This is a genomic window from Bacillus sp. LNXM65, from assembly GCF_002998575.1.
In the GTDB taxonomy this organism is placed as follows: Bacteria; Bacillota; Bacilli; order Bacillales; family Bacillaceae; genus Bacillus.
The window spans coordinates 27,213-52,146 of sequence record NZ_PVRB01000013.1; the positions used below are offsets into that span (position 1 = coordinate 27,213).

The following is a 24,934-nucleotide window of genomic DNA, read 5'->3' on the forward strand; positions in this document are numbered from 1 at the left end:
AGTGAGAAATCAAGAGGTAATTAACAAAGCGGAAGTGACGCTTGGTACTTTAAAGACAGGCGGTCTCATGAATCCGACCCAATCTAGTACATTTATTCGTATGGTGCAAAACACACCAACAATTTTAAATGATGCACGTGTCATTCCAATGGAAAGCGATTCGCAAAAGATTGAAAAAATCGGTTTTGGTCAGCGTATCTTACGTGCGGGAGAAGAGGGAAAGGCTTTAACAACTGACCAAAAGGTTGCGCCAACAACAAGCACTGTTCAGCTAACTGCGAAAGAAGTCATCGCAGAAGTGAATATTACGTATGACACCCTTGAAAACAACATCGAGGGTGACAATTTACAGAACACCATCATGCAAATGCTCGCTGAACGTGCTGCAGTAGACATTGAAGAATTGATCCTAAATGGTGATACAAAATCTAAGGATACTTATCTTGCTCAACTAGATGGTATCCGCAAACAAGCGGAATCTCATATCGTAGATGTAGCTGGTGAACCACTTACACGCCAAGTATTCAAACAAGGATACAAAGCGGTTCCGTCTAAATATCTGCGTATTCCGCAAGAATTCCGTTTCTATACGTCTCCAGGACAAGAAGTCGAATGGAAAGACAAAGTGGCAGATCGTCAAACGAATCTAGGGGATGCTGCTGTACAAGGTGGACTTTCTTCCGCATTCGGTGTCCCAGTCAAAGGTATTGCAAACATGCAGCCATATGGAGTGGGAGAGGACGGCACAGATGTTTCGGACATTTTATTGACTCATCCAAAAAACATCATCCTTGGCTTCTCTCGCAATATTCGCATCGAGGTTGATAAGGACATCCGTAGACGTAAATTCATCATTGTGTTGACTGCGAAGCTCGACAGCAAATTTGAGGAAGAGGATGCTGTAGCTAAGATCATCAAGGTCAAGGAGTGATCAATATGTATAAAGCTGAATTGATCAAGGGAAAGACATACGCTGTGATGGGGCATGTCTTTCTTCTTAACCAAGAAAAGAAGATCGAGAAAAAGGTTTATCAATATCTCAATGGCAATGAGTTCTTCGAATGTAAACAGGTGAAAGCCCCTACCGAGGAGCCAAAGCCAGATGATCAAACGAAAGAAAAGAAAAAGCCGGCGAAAGAGGATACTGAACAAGACCAACAAGACCAACAAGAAAAAACAGGAGAGTGATGCTGATGCTGATCTCTCCTGAAGATGTTAGGGCATATACCGTATTCGAGAGTGTGAAAAACCGCTCTGACGAACTCTTAATCAGTGACATCATTGAGGCTGAAGCTGAGGTATTTAAGGTCGTAGGTCATGATTTCTCAAGCGGTAAATATCAGCCGCTTCCTGAAAAGGCAAAGATCGCATTGATTAAAATGGCGCAGTTCTTCGCACTTATTAACGGCGATGAATCAATCATAAAAGGGTACAAGTCGGAAAAGATCGGTGACTATTCATACACCTTGGCAGACGGGAATGCCGTTTCAAAGCCAGATGTGTATAACCTGTTGATAGATTTCATTGAGCCGGGAGAACCGCCAGAAGATCCAGGCAGCGTCAAATTAAGGTTGAGATCGCTATGAGCTATCAATCATTGCTAACGGATCGATGCGATATTTTCCATCTACAGAATAAGCAGCTGTCAAAAGATCGTTTTGGCGTGCCAGTTCAAGATGCGCAGCCGGTCTTTTCATATCCTGATGAGCCTGATCAAGTTGATCAAGCATGTTACTTCACAGAGAGAAATCAAAACATCACACAGCAGGAGCCAAACGCAACCATTCATCAATCGTATCTTGTTCATTTTCCCATTACCACCGATATTCGTATAAATGACAAAGTGGTATGGGAAGGCATCACTTTGAAATTGCAAAAGCCCAGACGGATCAAAAATCACCACATTGAGGTGGTAGCGATGAGGAGTGAAAGCCTATGAGGATTGATGGTCTTGATCAATTCATTGAGGACTTGAATGCAGCTGTTAATGGCGGCTTGCAAGCTGAATATGAAGAATGGTTGGAAGCGATGGGTTATGAGTTCCTAGATATTGTTCAGGATGAGGTCATTCGTACAAAAACGGTAGATGCTCGCCGTTTGCTCAACTCATTCCAAAAGGGAGACCAAGAAAACGTCTTTTCAATGAGCAGTGGCGGTCTGACCTTGGATGTAGGGACAAACCTAGAATACGCATCGTACACAAACGATGGTCACTTTACCATTGATCCCTCCAAGAATCAGGACAGACGTTGGGTTCCTGGTAGGTGGGTTGGAGACCGCTTTGAATACGATCCAAACGCTGAAACAGGAATGCTTCTAAAGTTCCAGTGGGTTGAGGGCAGCGGTTATTGGGATAATGCACTTTCAATTTTTGAACAGATGTTTGAACAATCATTAGACCGCAAACTGCAGCAATGGATCGATGAACAATTTGGGCGGTGATTAGATGAATCAAGAAGTCGGCGCCATCATGAATTATTGTTACAAGCGGTTTCCTGTGAAGGTCTACGAAAAGGAAATTCCCGAACAATTTCAGGTCCCATCGATGTACTTTCCTGCAGCATGGACAAACACAAAAAACGATACTGTTTCAACGTTCCTCAAAACATACACGCTGCATATTAAAGTGTTTCACAAAGATTCTGGACAGGCTCATGATGCAGCAGAAACAATCGTTGATGCCTTATCAGCGGATCGGAATATCATTCAGATGGTCAGTGAAGACGGTGAACCGCTCGATCAATATGTCCGCATTAAGAGAGCTGAAACTAGGAATGGTGATAAAGGCGTAGCAACGATTGTCCTCACATGGGATAGTGCCTATTGGTACAACCGAGACGAGCAGCCAAGCCTTGACGACATAAATTTTTCAGACGGGGTGATCAAACGTGAGCAAGACTAAAAATGAATCACAGGTGAAAGAAGAAAAAGCCGCACCTGTTCTTACTAAAGAAGCGGCATTTTCATTTGAAGCCTTGAAAGAGCACAGCAAGGAATTGTTTGGCGTAAAGCCTGAAATCCTTGAAGGTGCTCTTTTTTATATCAAAGATCAACCAATTACAAAAACAGAAGCAAAGAAGCAGATTGATGCTTTTTTGTCTAAGGAGGTTTAAGCATGAATGGAGGTACTTTTACACCAGGTACAGAGAAAAAGCGTCCTGGTATCTACTTCAATTTTAAAACCACAGCACAGCAACGTATCACGCTAGGTAATCGCGGCACCGTTGCACTTCCGATTACGATGAGTTGGGGAGAGCCTAAGACGTTCATCTCCATTTCAGGAATCGAGGACTTAAATAAAAAAGTCGGATTAAACATCGATGACAAGTCACTGCTTCTTTTCCGAGAAGCGAAGAAAAAAGCACAAACAGTTCTTTTATATCGATTGAATGAGGGCGAACCTGCAAAGGCTCAGATCAGCGAGAATTTTAACGTTCTTGCCAATTATGGCGGGCAAAAAGGTAATGAGGTCACGATCCAAGTCACTGAAAACGTATTGGACAGCTCCAAGCGTGATGTGGTGACTTACGTGGGTACAGACATTGTTGATAAACAGGTTGTCACTGATGTCAAAGAGCTGAAGCAAAACAAATATGTTTCGTTCTCTGGTGAAGGTGAAGTGACAATCACAGCTGGGGTAACACTAAGCGGTGGGAAAAACGGTGTGCCAAGTGTGGCAGATTACACCGCATTCCTTGAAGCTGCTGAAACAGAATACTTTGACGTAATCGCGCTGCCTAATAACACTAGCGAGCAGTTAAAAGCGACATTTGTGGCCTTCGTCAAGCGGCTGCGTGATGACCAAGGGCGTAAGGTCCAAGGTGTTTTACCGAACTACGTAGCTGATCATGAAGGTATCATCAATGTCACAAGTGGGGTTCTGTTAGAAGACGGTACAAAAATCACACCAGCCAGAGCTACTGCGTGGGTGGCCGGTGCATCAGCAGGAGCAAACTTCAATCAGTCACTGACCTTTGTGGTATATGAAGGGGCTGTGGACACGTTAGAGCGTCTTGATAATGATCAAGTGGAATACCGCTTATCACAAGGTGAATTCTTGTTCACGTTTGATGCGCGTGATCGCACAGTGAGCGTTGAGAAGGACATCAACTCTCTAACAAGCTATACAACGGAGAAAAACAAGACATTCGGGAAAAACAAAATTATTCGAGTGCTTGATGCAATCAACAACGATCTCACACGTGAATTGAAGAATCTGATTAAGTTACGTAAAGCAAATGGCAATGACATTCCGGCATCTGATGATGGTTTGCAGCTGGTGAAAACTCTCATCACGCAATATCTTACGCAACTGCAAGATGGATCTGGAATCACTGGCTTTGACTCTGAGACCGACATCATGATCGCTTTAAATGAAGATCGTGACGGTTTCTTGATTGATCTAGCTGTTCAACCTGTTGATGCAGCTGAAAAATTCTATTTCAATGTAGAGGTGAAATAAGATGGCTTTTAAAGCGCAGAATACCATTTCAGGTAAGGAAGGACGCTTATTCCTCGATGGTGAGGAAATGGCGTTCATTAAAACGTTTGAAGCAAACGTGGAGAAAAACAAATCAGAGGTCAATGTCATGGGCCGTCGTATGACAGGGCACAAGACAACAGGAGCAAAAGGAACAGGAACGGCAACATTTTATAAAGTGACGTCCCGTTTCGTTCAATTAATGCTCAATTATGTGAAGAAAGGGGAAGATCCTTACTTTACAATGCAAGCAGTTTTGGATGATAAATCATCCACACGCGGCACAGAGCGTGTCACATTGTTTGATGTGAACTTTGATTCAGCTAAGATCGCGGGGCTTGATGTGGATTCGGAAGCACTTGAAGAAGAGGTTCCTTTCACGTTTGAGGACTTTGATCTTCCTGAGAAGTTGAAGGATTCTTTCTAAGAAATTTGGAGGAAATTAGCTAATTAATTAGCTAAATAAAAACCGAATATGCTATAATGCAAAGAGAATGCTCAGAGCATTCCCAAAGCATTCCGATACAAAATTATGTTTACATGCAAAGCAATTTGCATAAAATAAAAAGAAGCCAGGATGCGCTAACATCCCGGCAATGTACAATGAGGCCCTCAAGGGGCTGGCTTATCAATCTGATAGTATTAAGGATAGACTTTCCCTTTTACCTACCACAGCTCAAGGGGAGTCTATTTTTTATTTATATACGTCAACAAAGCAAGGATAAACATCCCGAATAAAAGCATTAGGGAAATCGCTTGGAACGTTGACATGAGCATCACCCCCTTCCTATCGGGGATGAGCCAGACACCCTTGAGCAAGCCGTTCAATTGTACGAATTATATTATACATGAAAAGATTGGAAAGCACATTCAAAAAATGGATGTGCTTTTTTGCATTCAAAAAACAAATCAAAGGGAGTTTTTAAACATGAGCGAAAAACAAACAAACAACGTATATGATCTTTCATTCTTTATGCCAGGACAAACAGCAGATGCGGAAGAAGTCAAATCCAATATCTCAAAGCGTTTCGTTGATAAAGAAGGTAAAGTGATTCCATTCGTATTCAAAGCGATCACAACAGAGCGCATCGATGAACTGGAGAAAGAAAACACGACTTTCAAAAATGTTAAAGGTCGTGGACGTGTGAAAGACTTGGATTCCCAACGTTTCTATGCACGTATCGCAGTTGAATCAACCATTTACCCAGACTTCAAATCAAAAGAATTGCGTGAGGCATACAACACACAAGATCCAGTCGAAGTGGCAAAGCGTGTCCTTTCTGTCGGCGGTGAATATGCGAACTGGTTAAACAAAGCCATTGAAGTCAACGGGTTTGAAGATGAAATTGAAGACTTAGAAACAGAAGCAAAAAACTAATAAAGGACGGGAATAAAGAGGCTGTGTATCTGTATTACTGCATGCATGAGCTTCATTATTCCCCGTCCCAGCTTTTAGAGGTTTATAAAGCGCAAATGCCATTCAAGGCCTTTTTGTTTGGGTTAATAGCCCACAAACTTGAAGTGTTAGAAAAAGAATCAAAGAAAGGGGGATAAGACATGGCTCGTTTAACCGCTCGGTTTGAATTACAAGACCGGATCACGCGTAAATTGCGTTTGATCAGAGGAGATATGGAACGCCTTGATAGATTGCGCCGCAGATCAGAGCGTCCAATCACATTGAGAGTACGAGACAATGCGACAATCGCATTAAGACGTGTTCAGCGTTTCATATTGCGTGACCTTGCTCGAACTTATCAACTTACACTGGATGTAAATGATCTGGCCACAAAAGCACTACGAAAGTTTAATGGCTTCTTACAACGTAAGATGCCGCGTACTCATAGCGTGTTGATGCGTATTAAAGATCAGGCAACACCAGGGCTTGTCAGATTACGTCGTTATATCAATCGCAATTTGGGCAAAGTTCAGCAATTTACCATAGCTGTATATGATCGGGCATCCGCAAGCATTAGGCGCATTGCATCATATGCAGCTCGTCAACTAGGTCGTGGATACAGCTATACCATTAGAGCCGTCGATATGGTCCGGCGTACAGTCAGCCGAATAGCGTCGTATACTCGGAATACCCTCGGTACTGAATACAGAGTGGCGATTAATGCGATTGATCGTTTCACCGCCCCAGTACGTGGGGCTGTCTCATTTGCAAATACTCATTTGGGACGGACTTACACAACCACAATTAAGGTCCTTGATCTTATCACAAAGCCATTGAGAGGGATCGTGTCAGCTGTCACCAGTACACTTGGGTTGCTTGGAGTCGGTGCCGGTGCAACAGGTGGTATTGTCGTGCCGCTCAAAATGGTAGCGGATAGACAAAACATGACCACGGCTTTCGAAACACTGCTCGGCAGCAAAGGGAAAGCTAATGCACGTCTGGACGAACTGACAGTCTTTGCTGGTCAAACGCCATTTACTCGTGATGAAATTTTCGAGTCAAGTCGTGTCCTTCAAGTATTTACGGGCAACGCTTTATCAACTACAGAAGGCTTGAAGCTGGTTGGTGACGTTGCCGCAGGTGTTCAGCGACCATTTTCCGAAGTTGCGCTATGGATGGGGCGTTTATATGACGGCATTAAATCGGGGCGTCCTATCGGTGACGCAACGGCAGCGCTGCAAGAAATGGGGGCGATCTCTGGTGATGCCAGAGGTAAGCTCGAAAAACTTGCAAAGAGCGGCAAGGACATAAATAAAACTTGGCCGGAAGTAACGAAGGAATTTGGCAAATACAACGACATGATGATCAAAATGTCCGACAACCTGGCCAACTTATTCCTGGGTGTTAAATCATTCATCAATAACAGCATCCTTATGCCTTGGGGTAAAGGACTTGCAGCTGCATTTCAGCCTGCTCTTGAAGCGTTCAGAACGTGGCGAGGAGAATATTCCTTTGTACTGACCGATCTTTCCAATAAAGCTGAAAAAGCGGGCAAGAAATTCGCTAACAGCTTCCTTGATCCGACTAAGAGTGTTTTCGGATTTATTGGTGATCAGTTCAAAATTTTGTTCCCTGGAGAAAAACTATCCAAGAAGCAAATGAAAGAACTGAAGGTCAAATTTAAGGATAATCCTAAATTACAGAAACACTTTGAACAGCTTGAGAAATATCGAGATATGAGCTTTGAGACAAGATGGAAGCTCGTCTTAGATAATACAAAAGACGTCTTTGGCGAATGGTGGGAGAAGACTGGGAAACCAGGCCTTTTCAAAATGGCCGAGAATGTAGGTAAGACTTATGGTGGCATCATAAACGGTGTGATCAACGGTCTACTTGGTATTGATGACAAATCGACGGATGATTCTTTCGTAGACGCCGGGGCAAAGGCAGGAAAGATATTCATCGAATCATTTTTAGAAGCTCTTGATCCAGCGCAATTAGGAATTCGTATCACCAAGAAGATTGGTGAGATCAACTTGAATGCTCTCACAGGAGAAGGCTCAATTGCTGGTGCTTTGATTGCCAATGCATTTGCACTCGCATTCCTTGGAAAAGTGGCCACGTTGTTAAAGCCGCTTAAATCCATCCTTTCAGGAGCCTTTGCACTCTTCAAATGGGGCAAAGGTTTAAACGGAGGATTAGGACCAGGAACAAGCGGCGGTATAATTGGCGGAATTGGTGGAGCAAGACCACCAAGGAACCCAAGACCACCTGAATATCGTCAGCCTTGGATCAATAGAGGAGAGCCAGTAAGACCAACCACACCAAACCAAGGGCGTGGCGGTGGTGGATTGTTGGGGAGTATCGGAAAAGGTGCAAAGAGTATCGGAAAACGTATTCCTATTCTCGGTACACTGATTGCGGCTACAGAACTGATCGGCATGAATAATGACAACAAAGGCGAAAAGATCGGTGGGTTTGCTGGCAATCTAGGTGGTGGTATCGGTGGAGCTGCATTAGGTACATTGATCGCCCCTGGTATCGGAACAGCAATTGGAGGTATCTTAGGAAGCATCTTTGGCGGTGATCTCGGTAACTGGATCGGTAAGATGTTTGATGACGGAACCATCAAGAAGAAATGGGATGAGCTTGTAAAAGGCGCTGAAAATGCAGTCCAATGGATTAAAGTCACATGGAGCACTTTTTCCGGTTGGTTTAATGATAATGTTCTAAACCCTATTACGACATTCTTCAGTGACACATGGACCTGGATCACAGAGAAATGGGGTCAGCTTTCTTCATGGTTTATGAATAATGTCTGGCTACCGATTTATAACTTTGCAGTTCCAATCATCAACTTTGTGGTTGGTGTTTTTGTCGTGGGATGGGAATTGATTAGTACCGTCTGGGGAGCTGCATCAACTTGGTTCAATGACAATGTATGGACTCCGTACGGACAAGTGGCGGTCGCTGCGATCACCCTTGTCTGGAACAAGATCGTTGAATTGTGGAACTGGATACAAATCACCTGGTCCGTTTTCTCAGCATGGTTCATGACTTATGTATGGGAACCATTTGGATCAGTGGCGATTGAAGCCATTGTAGGGGTGTGGAATAAATTAACCGAGTTCTGGAATTGGGTTCAATTCGTATGGGGCACGTTTGCGGTATGGTTTGATACTTTCGTTTGGCAACCTTTTATTAACGTTGGTCTGCCAGCCATCATGTTTATCTGGAACCTATTTAAAAGCACATGGAACTGGATTAAAACATCATGGGTGGTGCTCGCAACTTGGTTTGATGAGTATGTGTGGCAGCCATATAAAAAGTACGCAGAGCCAGCGATTGTATTCGTGTCAACAAAATTTGATGAAGCATGGCAAACGATCAAGGGAATTTGGGATGGAGTTAGTGGATGGTTTGAAAAACTTGTGTTTTCCCCGTTGCAAAATTTTGCAGCAACTTTAAAAGAGACATGGGATGGCATCTTTGGTGTTGTGGGTAATGTAGTCGGTAAAATTAAAGAAGTTAGTGGGAAGGCATTTAAATTCTTTGAAAGTAAAGGTGAAGAAAAGACAGGTTGGAAACCTAAAGGGAAGAAAGAAGAAAGAAACGCCACCGGTGGTTATATCACAAAGCCAACTCTTTCATGGATCGGAGAAGCGGGGAAAGAGTTTGTCATCCCGACTGAAAACAATAAAGGACGAGGGAAGATGCTTCTAGCACAAGCTGCTTCACATCTTGGAATGTCTGTTATGCCAAGCGGTGCTTCACCAACCTCTCCAGCAAGCTCATCGTCTCCAATGAGACCGGCAGCCGCTTCATCAGTTTCCACATCTGCAAGTGGATCAGTATCAATTGGGGAGACCGGCAATGCATCAAAATACGGGGAACAGTTTAGCACTGACTTTGAAAAAGGGTTAAACAGCAAAGTCGTTTCACTTGAACAGTGGAAACAAGCTAATATCAAGCAACCATTTACTCAAATTCAAGCATCAACACCGCTTTATGGTGTGCAAACTGTCACTGGCTTTGCTGCAGGTCAAAACATGACACCAACTGGCACAAGTCAATTCTTAGATCAAAATGTAAGACAACCTTTCTTATCTGCTCGACAAGAATCACCTAGCTGGGGCGTTGGACTTATTGACGCATTTAACAGCGGTATGAGGTCAAAAGGAAGCGAAGTGACACAAGCAGCCAAGGACATGGCGAAGAAAGTGGAGCAAGCCTTCCGCGAAGAATTGGACATTCATTCTCCTTCACGTGTCATGATGAGTCTTGGAAAATTTGCATCGATCGGAGTCGTCAAAGGTCTTGATTCAGTTGACGTGAAGAAATTCGCAGAGAATCAAGCTGGTTCCTTAATTGCTGCATTTAGTGGCATGGGTGCATCTAACCTGAGTGTTCAGCAATGGCTTATGGCAGCTCTGATGGCAACCGGTACATCTATGAGCTGGTTACCTGGTTTGATGACGATCGCGCAGAATGAGTCACGTGGAAACCCGAAAGCGATCAACCTATGGGATTCAAACGCCAAAAGAGGAACGCCGTCTAAAGGATTGATGCAGACCATTGATCCGACCTTTAATTCAAACAAGGCAAGTGGTATGAACGACATCTGGAACCCGATCCATAATGCTGCAGCTGCTATCAATTACATCAAAGGCAGATATGGAAGTGTCTATAATACGCCTGGGTTGAGAAGTATCAGAAACGGTGGACCATATAAGGGTTATGCAAACGGTGGTCTAATCACGCAAGAACAAATTGCCAGAGTTGGTGAAGGAAACAAGCGTGAATGGATCATACCGGAAGAACGCGGCATACGTGGACGCTACTTGTTGGCGCAAGCTGCACAGGCTTTAGGAATGGACGTATACGATCCGGCCACCGCTACATCATCTGAGCTTTCACAAGGGCAGGTGCAAACAGTAACAGCTGGCACAACGAATGGACCGTCTGCTTCTAGTGGATCAAAACAGGTCATCATTAACTTTAATGGTGATCAGCACTTCCATAACGGCCAAGATGAAGATTCACTTGTTGAAAAGATCAAACGATCAATAGCTGAAGAACTAGAAGTCGAGATCAACACAGGAACGAAGGGAGTCGTGATCGATGGCTAAATCAAAATATCAATTGTGGATTTCGCAAGGGAAGGACAAACTGCGATTCCCTGTTCTTCCTGAGAAATTAGAACTCAATAACAACGTACAAAATGAATCTATCAAAGTATCAAAATTTGGCGAACTCACATTCTTAGATGTACCAGGGGCTCGTCAAATTTCATTTACAACTTTCTTTCCTAGAAAGTATACGCCAATCGCTGAATATAAAAGCATTCCCTCACCAGAGAATGCGATCGCCAAAATAGAGCGATTCATGAAGTCAAAAAAGCCTGTACGCTTTATTGTCACAGGGACCAAAATAAATATGCAATGCAGCATAGAAAGCTTCAATCACAATGAAGGTACTTATGATGTTGGTGATCGAGAATTCACGCTGCAGCTGAAAGAATACAAAACCGCATCACCTAGAAAAATTAAACGGAAAGCCAAAAAGAGCAGCAAAAAACGCAGCTCAAAAGGCGCACCAAAAGTGTACACCGTTAAAAAGGGTGATACATTGTGGGATATTTCTGGTCGCTTCTATGGTGACAGCACAAAATGGCGGCGCATTTGGAATGCAAATAAAGCTGCGATGATCAAACGAAGTAGACGCAATATTAGACAACCAGGGCATTGGATTTTCCCGGGTCAAAAATTGAAAATACCACAATAGGGGGGCTGACATTGATTGAGCTTTTTGCCATCAGAAGCGGCACCATGTATGAGCTTGTGACAGAGAGTGTGACACTTCGGGGGCAAAGGTATCAGGCTCCCCGCTCAATACAAGCAACAATCGTTACAAAACAAGGAAGTCAAAAGTATTACAGCATCAAAGAGGGTGACACGGTTCTTTTCAAGTGGAAAGGAAAAGAACTCTTTCGTGGAACAGTGTTTGCAAGAACGCCCAAAGATGAAAAGCTCACTTTTACTGCTTATGACATGCTTCAGTATTTGGTGAAGAACCAGGATGTCTATGTCTTTGCAAACAAGCGGGCTGATCAGATAATGAAGCGGCTTGGTCAAGATTTTCAGATCCCAATGACTTCGATTGCGAATACTGGCCATGTCATTAAATCGCTTGTATTCAAAAACGATACAAGCCTTTATGACATCATCTTGCAGGCTCTAAGGGAAACAAAGAAACAAACAGGACGTAACTATCAGATTTATTCTTCTAAAGGGAAAATGGGACTGAGAGCCTGGCCTGATCCGTCCGAAGTTTGGGTCATTGAGGCGGGTGTCAATCTCATTGATTATCAGTACAGTACTTCCATAGAAGAAACGGCAACTCGTGTGAAGATGAGGGCCACGCGTGTTGAAAAAATCAAAGTCTTAAAGAAGGAAAAAAAGAAATCAAAGTCTACAGACAAAGAGAAAGATAAGAAAACGGCCAAACCAACAAAGCCAAAGATGGTCACGCAAAAGAAAGAGATTGAGATGCTGGCTGTGGCGAATGATAGTGCTGCTAGAAGCAAATACGGCATCCTGCAGCACGTCGAAAGAGTGTCAGGGGAGATCAACCAAGCACAGCTGCAAAAGAGGGCTGATGTTCGTCTCTCACAGAAAAAGGGCGTGAAAAAAGAACTCAAAAGTATTCAAGCTCTAGGTATTCCTAGATTACAAAGCGGCATGCCTGTGCGGATCATCATTCCGGATATTGGCATTAAAAAAACGTACTGGATCGACCAGGACAGCCATGAATTCAAAGGAACCAAACACACCATGACGATTGATGTCGTTGAAAAGAATACAATCCCAACGGGGAACCAGTCATGAAACTAAGTGAGGCAATTAAGCGATTGGCCGTCAATGCGGTTGATGCACAATCGCCAACTGACTTGATACTTGGTGACGTGGTGTCTGTTTCTCCTCTTAGTGTTAGGCTCAACGAAAATGACAAACTCATCATTCCTGAAGAACTTCTTATCTGGCCAGCCCGCCTAGATGAGGGAGAAGATGATGAGCTAGAAGAAGGCGATAGTGTCATGGTTCTTGCGATGTCAGGCGGCCAAACGTTTTACATCTTAGATAAAGTAGTAGGAGGTGGTTCATGATGGCACTCTCTCCAGAAGAAGAAATTGAAGATTTTGAGGAGGATGAAGAGGATATTGTTGAACCTTCGACCACCTACCGAATCGACTTTGAAACTGGCCGTCTAACCAATGAAAAGATTAATGGTCTTGATGCTATTCGTCAATTTGTCTATATGGCCCTAAGAACTGAACGATATTCGCATGCTGTTTATAGCCATGACGTAGGATGTGAGGTTCAAGAAGCTGTGTCTGATGAAGAATCAACGGACGAATACAAGGAGATGGAGATTCCGCGGCTCATTGAAGAGGCTCTTTTAGTGGATGAAAGAATTGAAAGTGTGCAAGATTTTGAGATCACTAAAGAGGGTGCAGTCTTTAAGGTGGTATTTGACGTGGTGACAGATGAAGGAACCTTGGAGATCGAGGAGGTGATTGGCGAAGATGTTTGAAGAACAGTCTTATGAAGCCATCATGGAACGCATGTTGGAACGTATACCGGATGATATTGATAAACGTGAAAACAGCGTTATATGGAATGCGTTGGCCCCTGCAGCTGCGGAACTTGCTCAATCTTATATATGGCTAGACCAGGTATTCGATCTTGTCTTTGCAGATACAGCTCAAGGGGAATTTTTAGATAGACGAGCTGCTGAAGTTGGAATCACTCGTAAAGCGGCCACAAGTGCTGTATGGTCCGTTGAAGTCTCGCCTGAAGGTATCAGAATACCAACGGGATCAAGATTCTATATCGACAATCTGTACTTTCAATATCAAGACGGCACGCTGAAGTGTGAAACGACTGGTGCTGTAGGCAATGGGAATTTTGTAGAGTTGCCGCTCCTATCGCTCGATAACATACCAGGGCTAGAGTCTGTCATCTTTGAAGAATTGAAGATACCAGGGCAAGAGGAAGAAGACGATGAAGCACTGTATGAACGGTACTTGATGAGGGCAAGGCGGGAGGCTGTAAGTGCCAACAAAGCTCACTATAAAAAGTGGGCTGAAGAAGTAGAAGGAGTTGGCAGGGCAAAGGTTTTTCCTCTTTGGAACGGAGAAGGGACGGTCAAAATTGTCATCACAGATGGGAATTTTGATGTTGCGACGGATCTGCTTGTCAATAAGGTGCAGGAGTACATTGATCCGGTTCCGGGCGAAGGGGAAGGCCAAGCACCGATTGGAGCCACCGCCACTGTTGAAAGTGCCAAGTGGAAAGATGTTGAGGTGTCTGTATCTGTGGAGCTTAAAATGGACTATTCACTTGAAGATGCTCAACAAGAAATAGAGGAGAAGATCAAGGCTCTCCTAAAATCACTTGCCTTTGAAGAAAATGTGATCAGAATGTCAGCGATCAATGATATTTTGTATCATGCGGATAGTGTCTCTGATTATGCGGATGTCTTGATCAACGGTGAAGCCAAAAACTTGCCGCTTCAGGACATTGAGATTCCACGTCTAGGGCAGGTGAACGTTATTGAGCAAGCTTGATGAAATGAAAGCTTACCTTCCTGCTTATCTCACAGAGATCACAGATTTTGATGAGCTCATGAAATCCGAAGCTCCTGAGATGGAAAGGATAGACGATTCTATTTTTGATATGACTGATCAGCTTTTTCCGATCACTGCCACATGGGGTCTGAATCGATGGGAAAGAATGTTGAAGGTGCAGCGTGAATCAGGTGACTCGATTGAATTGAGAAGGGCACGTATTTTGAATCTCATGTCAAACATTCCACCGATCACTTATGCTTCTTTAGAAAGGGCTGTGAATCGCTTTCTGAAGAACCCTAGCGCAGTAGTTCGTCTAACGACAGGCCGCTATCATTTCTCGTTACGGGTGAATCTAGATGATCTGCAAAACACAAGATACATCGTTGAAACACTGGAAAACCTCAAACCGGCTCACTTGGCTTACAAATTCACAAGCGTTCATCATACAGATGTTCATGAAATTAAAGACTATCATAACCGGCTCACACTGCGCAGCAGAGTGGGCTTTTTTGATCACATCCCCATTTTACTCAATGGTGAATTTTTATTAAATGGTACATTTTATCTTAGCGGATCGCGCAATTCAACTGACATCCCTGTTCGGTTTAGGCAGTCTTTAAAAATGGCCATGAAACTCAAAAGAGAAATGAAAGTTTCTGGCCGTACAAGATATGTCATGGTAGGAGCAAGACACGAAACGAATCAACAAGCAGCTCTCACACTTCGATCTCGCTTCAATCATGTTAGGAAAGAAAAAAAGAAAATGACATTCCGGATGGCTGCTCATGTATCAAATAACCAGAGTGGAAGTGTCATTATCAAACAGAAATATTGGACGCTTGATGGATCGGTACCACTAGACGGTTCAAAATATCTAGCTGCCACGTCCAAACAAATAGATTTATAAAGGAGGATCATAATGGCTGATCAATTAACCGTAACAACGCTTTATGCTCGGCAACAAATGGCAAAGGCTAGAGCAGAAGGAACGAAGCTCACGAAAGTGGTTAAGATGGCTTTTGGGAATGGTGGGACGAAAGATGGCAAGCCAATCTCCCTGGATGGAACAGAACAAGAATTAGAGAGTGAGCTTGTTCAAAAAGAAATTGATTCATATGAATTCATGGAGCCGGCGAAGATCCGGTACACGTGCACCATCGCTGAAGGGGAGCTTGCTGGAGAAGTCATCAATGAACTAGCTCTTGTTGATGAAGATGGAAAGTTTACGGCGATCCGCACCATGACAGACAAGCAAAAAGATGGTGACATTGAATTCGTCTTTGAGATTGATGACATCTATTAAGAAAGGAGTGCTCATCGATGGACATTAAATCTCCTAAAGTGTTTGAAACAAGTGACAAGGCTCATGCAGATTTGTTCAATGACATGGTGAAGGCATTACTTGAAAATGATACTGGACTGTTAGATCAACTCGGTGGCCATATTGATGATACCAAGCCACATGCATCTGCAGCAGAGAAGAAGAAATGGAATGAATCGCAGCTTTATAAGATCACAGCTGATGACGGCAAATACTTGATTTCTGTTCCTGCTGACAAAAATATTTTTGATGCGATCAAGGACAAGGGAACCTGTACTTTTATCGCTTCTCCAGGTGTAGAAGATTCCCCTGCGCCTAGTAACGCCTATTTAAGAGGCATACAAACGGTGGGACAAAACAACATCGGAACCGGATTTGCGGTAGACACGTCAGGTAATGCCTATTACTTCTACTATAATTCTAGCCATATATCTATCACTTGGACGCAGCTGCCGACAGCAGATGAAAAAGATAAATGGAACAGTGGCCAACTGTATCAACTGACGCAAGATTCAGGTACTCGTAAATTTATAGCTGATGGAACAGATTTACTCACTTTATCACCTGGGTTTTATTATGGAATTAACAACAGACTTTTAAATAATCCTGATCCATCTGATACTGGGTGGTTTAATTATGATGTTTCTGAAAGTGGATCGGGACGGAAAATGATTATAGCTGTAGCGAGCTACAAGAATACGATGTGGTATGGAACTGTTCATACTAACGGGGATTTCAAAGGATGGAAACGAATACTAACGGCAGAAGATGTGGCAAACAGTACTTTTGTTGATACCTATGATCAAGATAATTCATCTATTTCCGCCGCTGAAAATGTTGCAACAAAACTTGTTTTTGGGGTGACAAGAGCGGATGATTTATCAGAGTATAACCGCTCTCGCGCAGAAATCACACTGAAAAATAGTGGTCTTTATTTGATCAGGCTTTATATCACTAGCACTAACATCACAGTCGGATCAGATAATATTTTAGCCTGTTATGTAAATGGGTCAGAGTATCAAAGGTTTGGAAACTGGAATCCAGCAACATCATCAAGTACGTGCGTGCTTTATTTAGTACAGAAATTTAAAGCTGGAGATAGGGTAACTTTCTATATAACACCAAAAGGCACCAACAAAACAATAGCAATAAACACAGCTTACGTTACCATGTCTCAATTGAGATAGGAGGGAAAAAATGAATAAGGCACTAGCCATTAAATATCTATATCCAAATGCTGAACTAGGTCAGGATTACTCAGTTCGGGATGACGGAGAAGGTCAGTTCATAGACAAGTGGTCACTAGACGATCCTATACCTTCAGATGAAGTGTTAGAAGTCGCATGGAATGACTATCTAGCCAAGAATGATGAGAAGCCCTTATCAAACGTTGAAAGGCAACTGCTGCTACTTGGAGAACAACTGGCACTAGAAAAAATAGCGCGTCAACAGTCAGAAAGAGTAAATGCAACGTTGGGGCAAGAACTGGCAGAAATGCGAATAGAAATCCTTAAATTAAAGGGAGGGTTTACAGATGAATCTTAATTTCTGGGTGTTAGCGTTATTTTATAAATGGGCCACTACTGAAATGGTTAAACAAGCAATGTCGTTTAAGGATTGTTCAATTGAAGATCTAGAAGAGGGCGTTCAAGTGGAATATGTTACACATGATCAATACAAAGAAATAACCGGTGAAGTATATAAAACGCCAGAAGCCGAGTAGAAAGGCTTTTTATTTTGCCTTCTTTAAGGAGGTGGACAAAGTGTGAAGGAGTAGGTGAGTATGGTGGAAATGGATTTGGCGCAATATTTGATGACACAAGGACCCTTTGCGGTTCTTTTTTGTTGGGTACTGTTTTACGTATTAAACACAACAAAGGAAAGAGAAAACAAGCTCAATGAACAAATCGAAGCGCAAAATGAAGTGTTAGCAAAGTTTAGTGAAAAGTATGATGTCGTGATCGACAAGCTCGATAAAATTGAACGGAATTTGAAATAGGGGGGAACATTTATGAAAAACTTCGACAAAGGCACTGTGATCCGCACGGTGCTTCTATTTATGGCATTGATCAACCAAGTGTTAATTCTATTTGGCAAGCCAATCTTGCCGATCAGCGAGGATCAAGTCACTTCGTTGGCTGAGACATTGTACCTTGCTGGCTCAATGATCTTTACAATCGTAACAACCCTTTTAGCGTGGTTCAAAAATAACTATGTTACCGAAAAAGGAAAACAACAGAAAGAAATTCTGAAACAAAAGGGATTAACGAAGTAAGGAGCTGCCACGAGGTGGCTCTTTTTATATTAAATTGATCAAAGGAGACGATGAACGTGGTAAAAATCATTAAAGATTTTATTCCAAAGAGTAACCGCAACAGACCAGGAAATAGGATGAAGCCTTTATATATTACGGTCCACAATACTGCTAATACTAAAAAAGGAGCAGACGCAGCTAATCACGCTAGTTTTGTTAAGCGATCTAGCACGGGTGTAAGCTGGCACTTTACAGTGGATGATAAAGTCATTTATCAACATCTGCCGTTAAACGAAAACGGGTGGCATGCGGGAGATGGCAGAGGAACCGGAAACATGAAGTCGATCGGCATTGAAATTTGTGAGAACAGTGATGGCAATTTTGAAAAGGCAGTTGAAAACGCTCAATGGCTAATCCGTCAGCTGATGACAGAGCAAGGCATTCCATTGGCCAACGTTGTACCGCATAAGCGCTGGAGCGGCAAAGAATGTCCACGAAAGCTGCTTAATCGCTGGGACAGCTTCAAGGCAGGTATTGCCACCGCTCATACAGGTAAAAAGGCAACAGCAAAGCCTGTGAAAGCGACACCTGTCAAAAATCCGTCATCTAAGCCAAAGAAAAGCACGTCTAAAAAATCATTTAACTTACCATCAGGCATCATTAAAGTGACCAAGCCTCTTACAAAGGGCGCTGCAGTAAAAGCATTGCAGGAAGCTCTGGCTGCAGTGTATTTCTATCCTGAAAAGGGAGCTAAAAATAACGGAATTGACGGCTACTATGGTCCTAAGACAGCGAATGCGGTCAAACGATTCCAGCTTATGCATGGTCTTGCTGCTGATGGCATTTATGGTCCTAAGACAAAAGCAGCTCTTCAAAAAGCATTGAATTAAGTAAATCCACTGTCCTTTGTTGGAGGGGGATTTTTTGTGTTTTAATTAGGGGAAATTTGGTTATAAGGTTAGGTGAAACGTGATATGATTGTAAAAAGGAGGTAATATGATGACATTTAAAAAAGCGTTCAATATAGGTTATTTTGTTTTGCTTTTATCTTTTATTGTCGTATATTTCTTGCTTCCAGTCGATCAAATATTTACTGCAATCATCATCCTAACCGTATTATTTGGAGTATATCAATTTGTGATTTTCAAAAAATTAAAAGAGCAAAAAACGCCTAATTAAATATAGGCTAGGGCATTTTTTGTTAGAATAGATCGGAAAAAATAAGCGAAACCTTTTCGGTTACTTACGTTTAAAAACGTAGGTAGCTGTTATACATACCGTTAACGTATAATTAAAAGAAAAAGGTCGTGATTAAATGAAGCGCGCTAGACTACTTATTTCTATAGTAATATCCTTGCTGATAATTGCGGGGTGTTCATCGAATGCCCAGCCGATCAGTAAAGGCGAAGAGGTCCAAGCGAAAGAAACCAATGCAAACGAAAACTTACGTGAGGACAGCGATTTATGGGCTTATAGCTCGGAAATAAATGACGAGGATAGTATCGACGGACTGAATATAAAAGTTGATCGAATTCTTATTTCGCCATCAAGCGCCCACATTGCGATAAAAGGTTCGATAGAAAATATCGGGCATTCATCTTTCGAAACTTATCCGGCGTCCGAAACCATTAAGCTAAACACCGGAGAGGAACTCGGCCCGGAAGAATTAATTAAAGTGTCGGAAGAAGGTACGAATGAGCTGAAAAACAAAGGCGCTAGACTCGACTTCTTTTACGTATGGCCTATGTCGAATACGTCACCAAACGAAGTAACTAGCGTTAGCTTATCGTGGGCTATTTACGAAATGACCGGAAAAGATATATCTAACTCGACTTCATTTGCGCGCGAATATACGTTTAATCAGTAACGAAACGCCCCGTCCCTAACCGGATAGGGTGTTTTTTACGTTTAGTATTAGTATCCCTCAGTTGTTATTTCATGATGTCTCCTCAATGGATTAAATACTGCTATTAAAAAGTTCAAAATCCAATAATTCTATTACATTACAATAAAATCTTAAAATTACCTTATCAAGAATATTAGATGATGATGAGGTGACGGAAGACCGTCTGTAAGAGCTTTATCAAATAGACGTCAAGGAAATTCTAGGCATCTTTGAGGATCCTAAAGATCACGATAAAGGGGCAATCTTCTCACTTGGAAGTTGCTCTTTTTAGTGCATTAGACATTCGAATAAAGAAAGGTTGGTAAGCTGATATTAAAACCGCCATTCTCTTTTCTCTTTATCCCACATCAATTCCTTACAAGCCACTTGAATTTTTTATACTTTCCGTCAATAAATAAATCAATTTTTCAAAGCAGTTATCAAAATGAAAACTTGTTAAACAAAACCATTAAAAATGGTATACTTATGTGCATATTATACTAGGGGGTACAAACCTTGAAACAATTTTGGGAAATTGACGAAGAAGAAAACTACTACACACTAGAAAAGATAAATGAAAAGGAAATTGCTGAGGCAGAAAAGAAACTTGGAGTGACTTTACCCGATACATACAAAAAGCTCATTCTAGAACAGAATGGTGGGTATATTGTTCACAATGCATTTCCTACAACCCAACCAAATTCGTGGTCTGAGGATCATATCCAATTTACACATCTAAGAGGAATTGCAGAAGATGATGGTATTATGGAGAGTGAATATTTAATAGAAGAGTGGGAGTTGCCAAAAGGATTAATTTTAATCAATGGTGATGGCCACACATGGGTTGCAATGGATTATCGAAAGACAAAAGAGAATCCTCCAATACATTACTTTGATTTAGAGATGGAAGAAGATTTCAAATTAGCAGATTCTTTTGATGAACTTATCAAGGGACTTTATACAGTTGAGTATATTGTCGATGAAGAAGCAGACGAAGAAGCAGAAATTGAGTATGAGATTCCAAATGAGTATTTAAGTAAAGAAGAACTTCAGTCTATATTAAAGATGGAGAACCCAGATACAGATGATATATATAAAATTCAATACTATCCAATGAAGGAAATAGAAGAAATTGAATGGTTTTTCGATACGATAAAAAATTACATTGAGAATGTGAAAGATGAAGATGTTCTTTATGAGATAGCTTCAACTGTTAACTCACTTCTTTTAATAAATCAAAAGATGCCAACTAACAGTAACATTAAAGACCTTGTTCAACAAATTGCTAAATTCTTAGAAAGAAATGAAGATTCGCTCATAGTGAATTTAGGTGAACATATTGCTTTTAAGATAAGGAATATAAATTAAGGTAATTTTAAGAAAAAAATTAAGAAATTGGACTTATAATTAGTATGTGACAAAAATACTATTTATAAGGAGAAATGTTATTTTGAAGAAGTTTTTATTTTTATTATTTGCAATCACGTTACTTGTATCAAACATTCCGATGGATTTTTTGAATGCAGCGGAAAATCCTAAGGCTAAAGCTGCGGTTGAACCAGGTATGAAACAATATATTCCTGGTCAAACGGAAGATGATTTAATTGCGGATGAAGATTTAGAAGAAATACCTTTGGAAGAGTTTCAATCCCTACCTACAGTTTACGAAGATGGGACACTTTCTAGTAAAGATAAGGCTCAAGCAATGGTAGTCAGAGGCCTTACCATGGCATTAAAACTATTGTCGAAGCCTACTGTAACACAAAAAACAGTTAAGGTAGGAGGTAAGACAAAAACAAAAAGATTTGTTCAAAAGCATACACCTAAAAAAATTCGTTCAGTTTATGTTAGAAATGGACATTTAGCTGGTAAGAGTCATCCTGTGACAGGTGTTAAGTTTGATAGGCAGGGTTTTCCAAAGTTTAAATTTAAATCTGAGATGACCCTTCCATTAAGTCAATTGAAATCATCGAATGCTACACAGTTTAAAACAGCAAATGTTCAATTGAAGAAAGATGTATTTAAAGATATCACAAAGATGAAACAATTTAATAAAAAGCAACTTGATCAGATTGAAAAAGGTGTTACACCGACCGGCTATACTTGGCATCACCATCAACATGTAGGTAAGATGCAATTAGTTAACACATGGGAGCATGCAAAAACAGGCCATACTGGTGGAAGATCTATCTGGGGTAGCATGAAATAAAATGAATATCAGTTTGCCGTCCAAAGGGACGGCTTTTTTCAATAGCATCAGTTAACTGGAAATACAACACCTTAAAACGTATAGACAAGATAGATAGGGCCTAATCATTACTATCGTTTTCATTAGATTAGAAGTTCCCTATACGCTCCATTGCTTTATCAAAAGCTGCTTTTCTTTTTTTCTCTTCATAGTCAATTCGTTCTAAAATTCTGGTCCAATAAATATTACCTGTGTCTGCATATTTTTTTGCAGTTTCTCTCCAAAGAAATGCTTCAGCTTCTTCGAGCACTATTATGAATTTACTCCCCATTTTCATGTGTGGCATCTCATCTTCATGAATTAAGCTGAAAATCGTTGAAGTGCTAACTCTGAAATAATTTGCAGCTTCCTTAACTGTCAAAAGAGTATGTCCTTTGTTGTTGTTCTTATTAATCAAATTTTTAATTTCATCTGAAAAAACCTCTAATTCATCAGAGATAATTTTTCTAATTGCTTCTTCAATCAATTCAGGTTCCTCCTCATCATTTCGAAGATCTTCTACTTCTTTTATAACGTTGCTAACACTCCAAAAATCATCTGGATCAGTCCAGCCATGCTTTTTATAATGATTAATAGTGGGGAGAATTTCTTCTTCAATAAAGATAATTCTGCTTTTAACTCTTAGATGGGGCATGGCTCTTCTTCGAATTAAATCACCTATTGTATATGTTGTAAGTTTTGTCCGTTCAGTTATTTCATTCATAGTAAGATAGGTTTTTTTTGCTACAGATTCTCCCTTGATGAGTGATATGTGAAGTATCTTATCAAGTTCTTCTTTAAGCATGTTCCTAATAAAACTTTCAAATAACCCTGTGTTCATCTGATGCCTCCTTTTGATTTAATTAAATCAAATATCTATAAATATACTTTACTTTATTTTGGAAAATTTCGAAAGAGTAAATGAGAACAAATGTTTGATTAACTGTTTTGTTTTCGTTATAATAATAATAAGATTGACCCCTTCATGAACCTGGCTGACACTCAGTCAGGTCTTTTTTATATACTGGTAAACTCGTTTTCTTTATGAAATAGGGACAATCCATGTCGGCATAACCTGTCATGAGGTGATCTAAGATGAAGGTCAAAATCATTGAAGGACAGAATGTTGACGCACGTATTAATGATTGTTATCACTATTTGATTAAGTGGTGGAGGAAGGAGATTAATTGTGAAAGCAATTTACGTGAGGGTATCGACCGAGGAGCAAGCGATAAAAGGGTCGAGCATAGACAGCCAGATTGAAGCATGTGTGAAGAAAGCAGGGACCACAAATGTCCTGAAATATGCAGATGAAGGCTTCTCAGGTGAATTATTAGAAAGGCCAGCTTTAAACCGTCTGAGAGAGGATGCACGTAAGGGATTAATTACTGAATTGATTTGTTATGACCCTGATCGTCTGTCGCGGAAGCTAATGAATCAATTAATTATAGATGATGAATTACGGAAAAAAGGGATAGTCTTAACCTTCGTAAATGGGGAGTATGCAGATTCACCTGAAGGGCAGCTGTTCTTTTCAATGAGAGGAGCCATCTCTGAATTTGAAAAGGCCAAAATTAAAGAGAGAACTTCTGCAGGTAGACTTCAAAAAATCAAAAAAGGGATGGTAATTAAAGACTCTAACTTATTAGGATACAGGATGAATAAAGAGAAAAGAACCCTTGAGATAATTGAAAAAGAAGCAAAAGTTGTTAGAATGATCTTTGATTTATTTACGAATCATTCAAGTCACTTCTTCAACCGAGTGAACGGAATTGCGCTACATTTAACCAAGCTGGGCATTCCAACAAAAAAAGGAGCAAAAGTTTGGCATAGACAAGTGGTGAGGCAGATCCTCATGAATCCAACTTATAAAGGAAAACATGAGCAATATAAGTATGATACGGAAGGTAGCTATGTATCTAAACAAGCAGGTGGCACTGCAATAGTAAAACTTAGACCTGAAGAGGAACGCTATGTTATTGAAGTTCCTTCAGTTGTTTCTGACGAACAATGGGAATATGCTCAAGAGCTACTTGATAAAAGCAGAAGGAAGCAATTGCAATATGGCACTCATCAATATTTACTTTCTGGTCTAGTGCGCTGCGGAAACTGTGGAAATACGATGACTGGTAAAAAGAAAAAATCACATGGGAATGATTTCTATGTGTATGAATGTAGGAAGAATTATGCTGGGGCCAAAAATAGAGGTTGCGGTAAATCTATGTCAGAAAATAAATTGAACAGAATCGTATGGGATGAGATATACAAATTCATCACAAATCCAGAGAAGTATAAAGTCTATAAAGAAGAGGAAAAGGCCACGCATAAAGCAGATGAGCTTGAGCTGATTCAAAAAGAGATTGAGAAGGCGAAAAAAGGCCGGCAGCGTTTAATAACTTTAATTAGTCTTAGTGAAGAGGACGACTTGGATATTGAAGAAGTGAAAACACAGATTGTTGAGCTACAGAAGAAACAAAATCACCTTATGATCCAACATGATAAAATTGAAAAAGAGATTAAGGAATCAGAAGGATCGGCAGCAGGAGAAAATGCTATGAAAAGGGCACTTGATTATTTAAGTTCAGTCAATGCGGATAATTTGAAGCTGGAAGATAAAAAAGCAATTATTAACTTTATTGTTGAAGAAGTATTGATTGTTGATTCAGAGACCATCCATATAAGAACTCATTAAAAGGGGAGGTGCGTTTATACGCACCCCCCTTTTGTCATTAATATCTC

Annotated in this window: 32 protein-coding genes; 30 read left to right on the forward strand and 2 right to left on the reverse strand. The window is 41.1% G+C overall.

Annotated elements, in window-relative coordinates; all coding sequences use genetic code 11:
* The first annotated feature begins 1 nt into the window (after window position 1).
* The 9 genes from C6Y03_RS18670 to C6Y03_RS18710 are packed head-to-tail and all read left to right on the forward strand — an operon-like array spanning window position 2 to window position 4,907.
* The gene (locus tag C6Y03_RS18670) at window positions 2-931 is read left to right on the forward strand and encodes a phage major capsid protein (protein ID WP_106039770.1); all 930 of its coding nucleotides are present in this window, start codon (window positions 2-4) and stop codon (window positions 929-931) included.
* Window positions 932-936: 5 nt separating this feature from the next.
* Complete coding sequence (locus C6Y03_RS18675) at window positions 937-1,188, forward strand: YqbF domain-containing protein (RefSeq protein WP_106039771.1); 252 nt, start codon at window positions 937-939, stop codon at window positions 1,186-1,188.
* Between the two features lie 5 nt (window positions 1,189-1,193).
* The gene (yqbG, locus tag C6Y03_RS18680; protein WP_106039797.1) at window positions 1,194-1,586 is read left to right on the forward strand and encodes a protein YqbG; all 393 of its coding nucleotides are present in this window, start codon (window positions 1,194-1,196) and stop codon (window positions 1,584-1,586) included.
* Complete coding sequence (locus C6Y03_RS18685; protein WP_106039772.1) at window positions 1,583-1,939, forward strand: DUF3599 family protein; 357 nt, start codon at window positions 1,583-1,585, stop codon at window positions 1,937-1,939. The genes yqbG and C6Y03_RS18685 overlap by 4 nt, the downstream gene beginning before the upstream one ends.
* Window positions 1,936-2,442: an HK97 gp10 family phage protein gene (locus C6Y03_RS18690; RefSeq protein WP_106039773.1), complete on the forward strand. Its 507-nt coding sequence runs from the start codon at window positions 1,936-1,938 to the stop codon at window positions 2,440-2,442. Before C6Y03_RS18685 ends, C6Y03_RS18690 begins: the two co-directional genes overlap by 4 nt.
* A gap of 4 nt (window positions 2,443-2,446) precedes the next feature.
* The gene (locus tag C6Y03_RS18695; protein ID WP_106039774.1) at window positions 2,447-2,902 is read left to right on the forward strand and encodes a phage tail terminator family protein; all 456 of its coding nucleotides are present in this window, start codon (window positions 2,447-2,449) and stop codon (window positions 2,900-2,902) included.
* On the forward strand, window positions 2,889-3,113 hold the full coding sequence (locus C6Y03_RS18700) for a YqzN/YkzM domain-containing protein (protein WP_061409322.1): 225 nt from the start codon (window positions 2,889-2,891) through the stop codon (window positions 3,111-3,113). Before C6Y03_RS18695 ends, C6Y03_RS18700 begins: the two co-directional genes overlap by 14 nt.
* 2 nt (window positions 3,114-3,115) lie before the next feature.
* Window positions 3,116-4,462, forward strand: coding sequence for a phage tail sheath family protein (locus C6Y03_RS18705; RefSeq protein ID WP_106039775.1), 1,347 nt, complete (start codon window positions 3,116-3,118; stop codon window positions 4,460-4,462).
* Between the two features lies 1 nt (window position 4,463).
* Complete coding sequence (locus C6Y03_RS18710; protein ID WP_106039776.1) at window positions 4,464-4,907, forward strand: phage tail tube protein; 444 nt, start codon at window positions 4,464-4,466, stop codon at window positions 4,905-4,907.
* Window positions 4,908-5,167: 260 nt separating this feature from the next.
* Here C6Y03_RS18710 and C6Y03_RS19535 read toward each other — a convergent pair whose 3' ends face one another.
* A complete protein-coding gene (locus C6Y03_RS19535) occupies window positions 5,168-5,257 on the reverse strand; it encodes a putative holin-like toxin (protein ID WP_074041930.1) in 90 nt (29 codons plus the stop codon).
* 151 nt (window positions 5,258-5,408) lie between these two features.
* Here C6Y03_RS19535 and C6Y03_RS18720 point away from each other — a divergent pair, with 151 nt between their 5' ends.
* The 20 genes from C6Y03_RS18720 (at window position 5,409) to C6Y03_RS18810 (ending at window position 22,177) form a co-directional block, all read left to right on the forward strand.
* Entirely contained in the window at window positions 5,409-5,858 is a 450-nt protein-coding gene (locus C6Y03_RS18720; RefSeq protein WP_106039777.1) for a phage tail assembly chaperone, read from the forward strand.
* 23 nt (window positions 5,859-5,881) lie between these two features.
* Complete coding sequence (locus C6Y03_RS19445; RefSeq protein ID WP_223260782.1) at window positions 5,882-6,034, forward strand: hypothetical protein; 153 nt, start codon at window positions 5,882-5,884, stop codon at window positions 6,032-6,034.
* A 3-nt stretch (window positions 6,035-6,037) separates the two neighbouring features.
* Window positions 6,038-11,005, forward strand: a complete 4,968-nt coding sequence (locus C6Y03_RS18725; RefSeq protein ID WP_189318336.1) for a transglycosylase SLT domain-containing protein — start codon at window positions 6,038-6,040, stop codon at window positions 11,003-11,005.
* On the forward strand, window positions 10,998-11,660 hold the full coding sequence (locus C6Y03_RS18730; RefSeq protein ID WP_106039778.1) for a LysM peptidoglycan-binding domain-containing protein: 663 nt from the start codon (window positions 10,998-11,000) through the stop codon (window positions 11,658-11,660). The genes C6Y03_RS18725 and C6Y03_RS18730 overlap by 8 nt, the downstream gene beginning before the upstream one ends.
* 11 nt (window positions 11,661-11,671) lie before the next feature.
* The gene (locus tag C6Y03_RS18735; protein WP_106039779.1) at window positions 11,672-12,763 is read left to right on the forward strand and encodes an XkdQ/YqbQ family protein; all 1,092 of its coding nucleotides are present in this window, start codon (window positions 11,672-11,674) and stop codon (window positions 12,761-12,763) included.
* Window positions 12,760-13,041 carry a DUF2577 family protein gene (locus tag C6Y03_RS18740; RefSeq protein ID WP_106039780.1) on the forward strand — a complete coding sequence of 94 codons (282 nt, stop codon included), beginning with the start codon at window positions 12,760-12,762 and terminating at the stop codon, window positions 13,039-13,041. The genes C6Y03_RS18735 and C6Y03_RS18740 overlap by 4 nt, the downstream gene beginning before the upstream one ends.
* Window positions 13,041-13,469, forward strand: a complete 429-nt coding sequence (locus C6Y03_RS18745) for a DUF2634 domain-containing protein (protein ID WP_106039781.1) — start codon at window positions 13,041-13,043, stop codon at window positions 13,467-13,469. The genes C6Y03_RS18740 and C6Y03_RS18745 overlap by 1 nt, the downstream gene beginning before the upstream one ends.
* Entirely contained in the window at window positions 13,462-14,505 is a 1,044-nt protein-coding gene (locus tag C6Y03_RS18750; RefSeq protein WP_106039782.1) for a baseplate J/gp47 family protein, read from the forward strand. Before C6Y03_RS18745 ends, C6Y03_RS18750 begins: the two co-directional genes overlap by 8 nt.
* Window positions 14,492-15,415, forward strand: a complete 924-nt coding sequence (locus tag C6Y03_RS19685; RefSeq protein ID WP_106039783.1) for a YmfQ family protein — start codon at window positions 14,492-14,494, stop codon at window positions 15,413-15,415. Before C6Y03_RS18750 ends, C6Y03_RS19685 begins: the two co-directional genes overlap by 14 nt.
* 12 nt (window positions 15,416-15,427) lie before the next feature.
* Window positions 15,428-15,811, forward strand: coding sequence for a phage tail-collar fiber domain-containing protein (locus C6Y03_RS18760; protein WP_106039784.1), 384 nt, complete (start codon window positions 15,428-15,430; stop codon window positions 15,809-15,811).
* 17 nt (window positions 15,812-15,828) lie between these two features.
* Window positions 15,829-17,016: a hypothetical protein gene (locus C6Y03_RS18765; RefSeq protein WP_106039785.1), complete on the forward strand. Its 1,188-nt coding sequence runs from the start codon at window positions 15,829-15,831 to the stop codon at window positions 17,014-17,016.
* 10 nt (window positions 17,017-17,026) lie between these two features.
* Window positions 17,027-17,374 (forward strand): XkdW family protein, encoded by a 348-nt coding sequence (locus C6Y03_RS18770; RefSeq protein WP_106039786.1) that lies wholly within the window; start codon window positions 17,027-17,029, stop codon window positions 17,372-17,374.
* On the forward strand, window positions 17,364-17,552 hold the full coding sequence (locus C6Y03_RS18775) for an XkdX family protein (RefSeq protein ID WP_106039787.1): 189 nt from the start codon (window positions 17,364-17,366) through the stop codon (window positions 17,550-17,552). The genes C6Y03_RS18770 and C6Y03_RS18775 overlap by 11 nt, the downstream gene beginning before the upstream one ends.
* Window positions 17,553-17,615: 63 nt before the next feature.
* Complete coding sequence (locus C6Y03_RS18780) at window positions 17,616-17,828, forward strand: BhlA/UviB family holin-like peptide (protein ID WP_025092921.1); 213 nt, start codon at window positions 17,616-17,618, stop codon at window positions 17,826-17,828.
* A gap of 12 nt (window positions 17,829-17,840) precedes the next feature.
* Window positions 17,841-18,104, forward strand: a complete 264-nt coding sequence (locus tag C6Y03_RS18785) for a phage holin (RefSeq protein WP_106039788.1) — start codon at window positions 17,841-17,843, stop codon at window positions 18,102-18,104.
* A 56-nt stretch (window positions 18,105-18,160) separates the two neighbouring features.
* A complete protein-coding gene (locus C6Y03_RS18790) occupies window positions 18,161-18,973 on the forward strand; it encodes a peptidoglycan recognition protein family protein (protein WP_106039789.1) in 813 nt (270 codons plus the stop codon).
* 109 nt (window positions 18,974-19,082) lie between these two features.
* On the forward strand, window positions 19,083-19,262 hold the full coding sequence (locus C6Y03_RS18795) for a hypothetical protein (protein ID WP_106039790.1): 180 nt from the start codon (window positions 19,083-19,085) through the stop codon (window positions 19,260-19,262).
* 136 nt (window positions 19,263-19,398) lie between these two features.
* Window positions 19,399-19,950: a hypothetical protein gene (locus C6Y03_RS18800; RefSeq protein WP_106039791.1), complete on the forward strand. Its 552-nt coding sequence runs from the start codon at window positions 19,399-19,401 to the stop codon at window positions 19,948-19,950.
* A 534-nt stretch (window positions 19,951-20,484) separates the two neighbouring features.
* A complete protein-coding gene (locus tag C6Y03_RS18805; protein ID WP_106039792.1) occupies window positions 20,485-21,336 on the forward strand; it encodes an SMI1/KNR4 family protein in 852 nt (283 codons plus the stop codon).
* A gap of 82 nt (window positions 21,337-21,418) precedes the next feature.
* Window positions 21,419-22,177 (forward strand): HNH endonuclease, encoded by a 759-nt coding sequence (locus C6Y03_RS18810; protein WP_106039793.1) that lies wholly within the window; start codon window positions 21,419-21,421, stop codon window positions 22,175-22,177.
* Between the two features lie 127 nt (window positions 22,178-22,304).
* Here C6Y03_RS18810 and C6Y03_RS18815 read toward each other — a convergent pair whose 3' ends face one another.
* Window positions 22,305-23,036, reverse strand: coding sequence for an excisionase family DNA-binding protein (locus tag C6Y03_RS18815; protein ID WP_106032740.1), 732 nt, complete (start codon window positions 23,034-23,036; stop codon window positions 22,305-22,307).
* 348 nt (window positions 23,037-23,384) lie between these two features.
* Here C6Y03_RS18815 and C6Y03_RS18820 point away from each other — a divergent pair, with 348 nt between their 5' ends.
* A complete protein-coding gene (locus C6Y03_RS18820; RefSeq protein ID WP_106039794.1) occupies window positions 23,385-24,887 on the forward strand; it encodes a recombinase family protein in 1,503 nt (500 codons plus the stop codon).
* Window positions 24,888-24,934 lie beyond the last annotated feature (47 nt).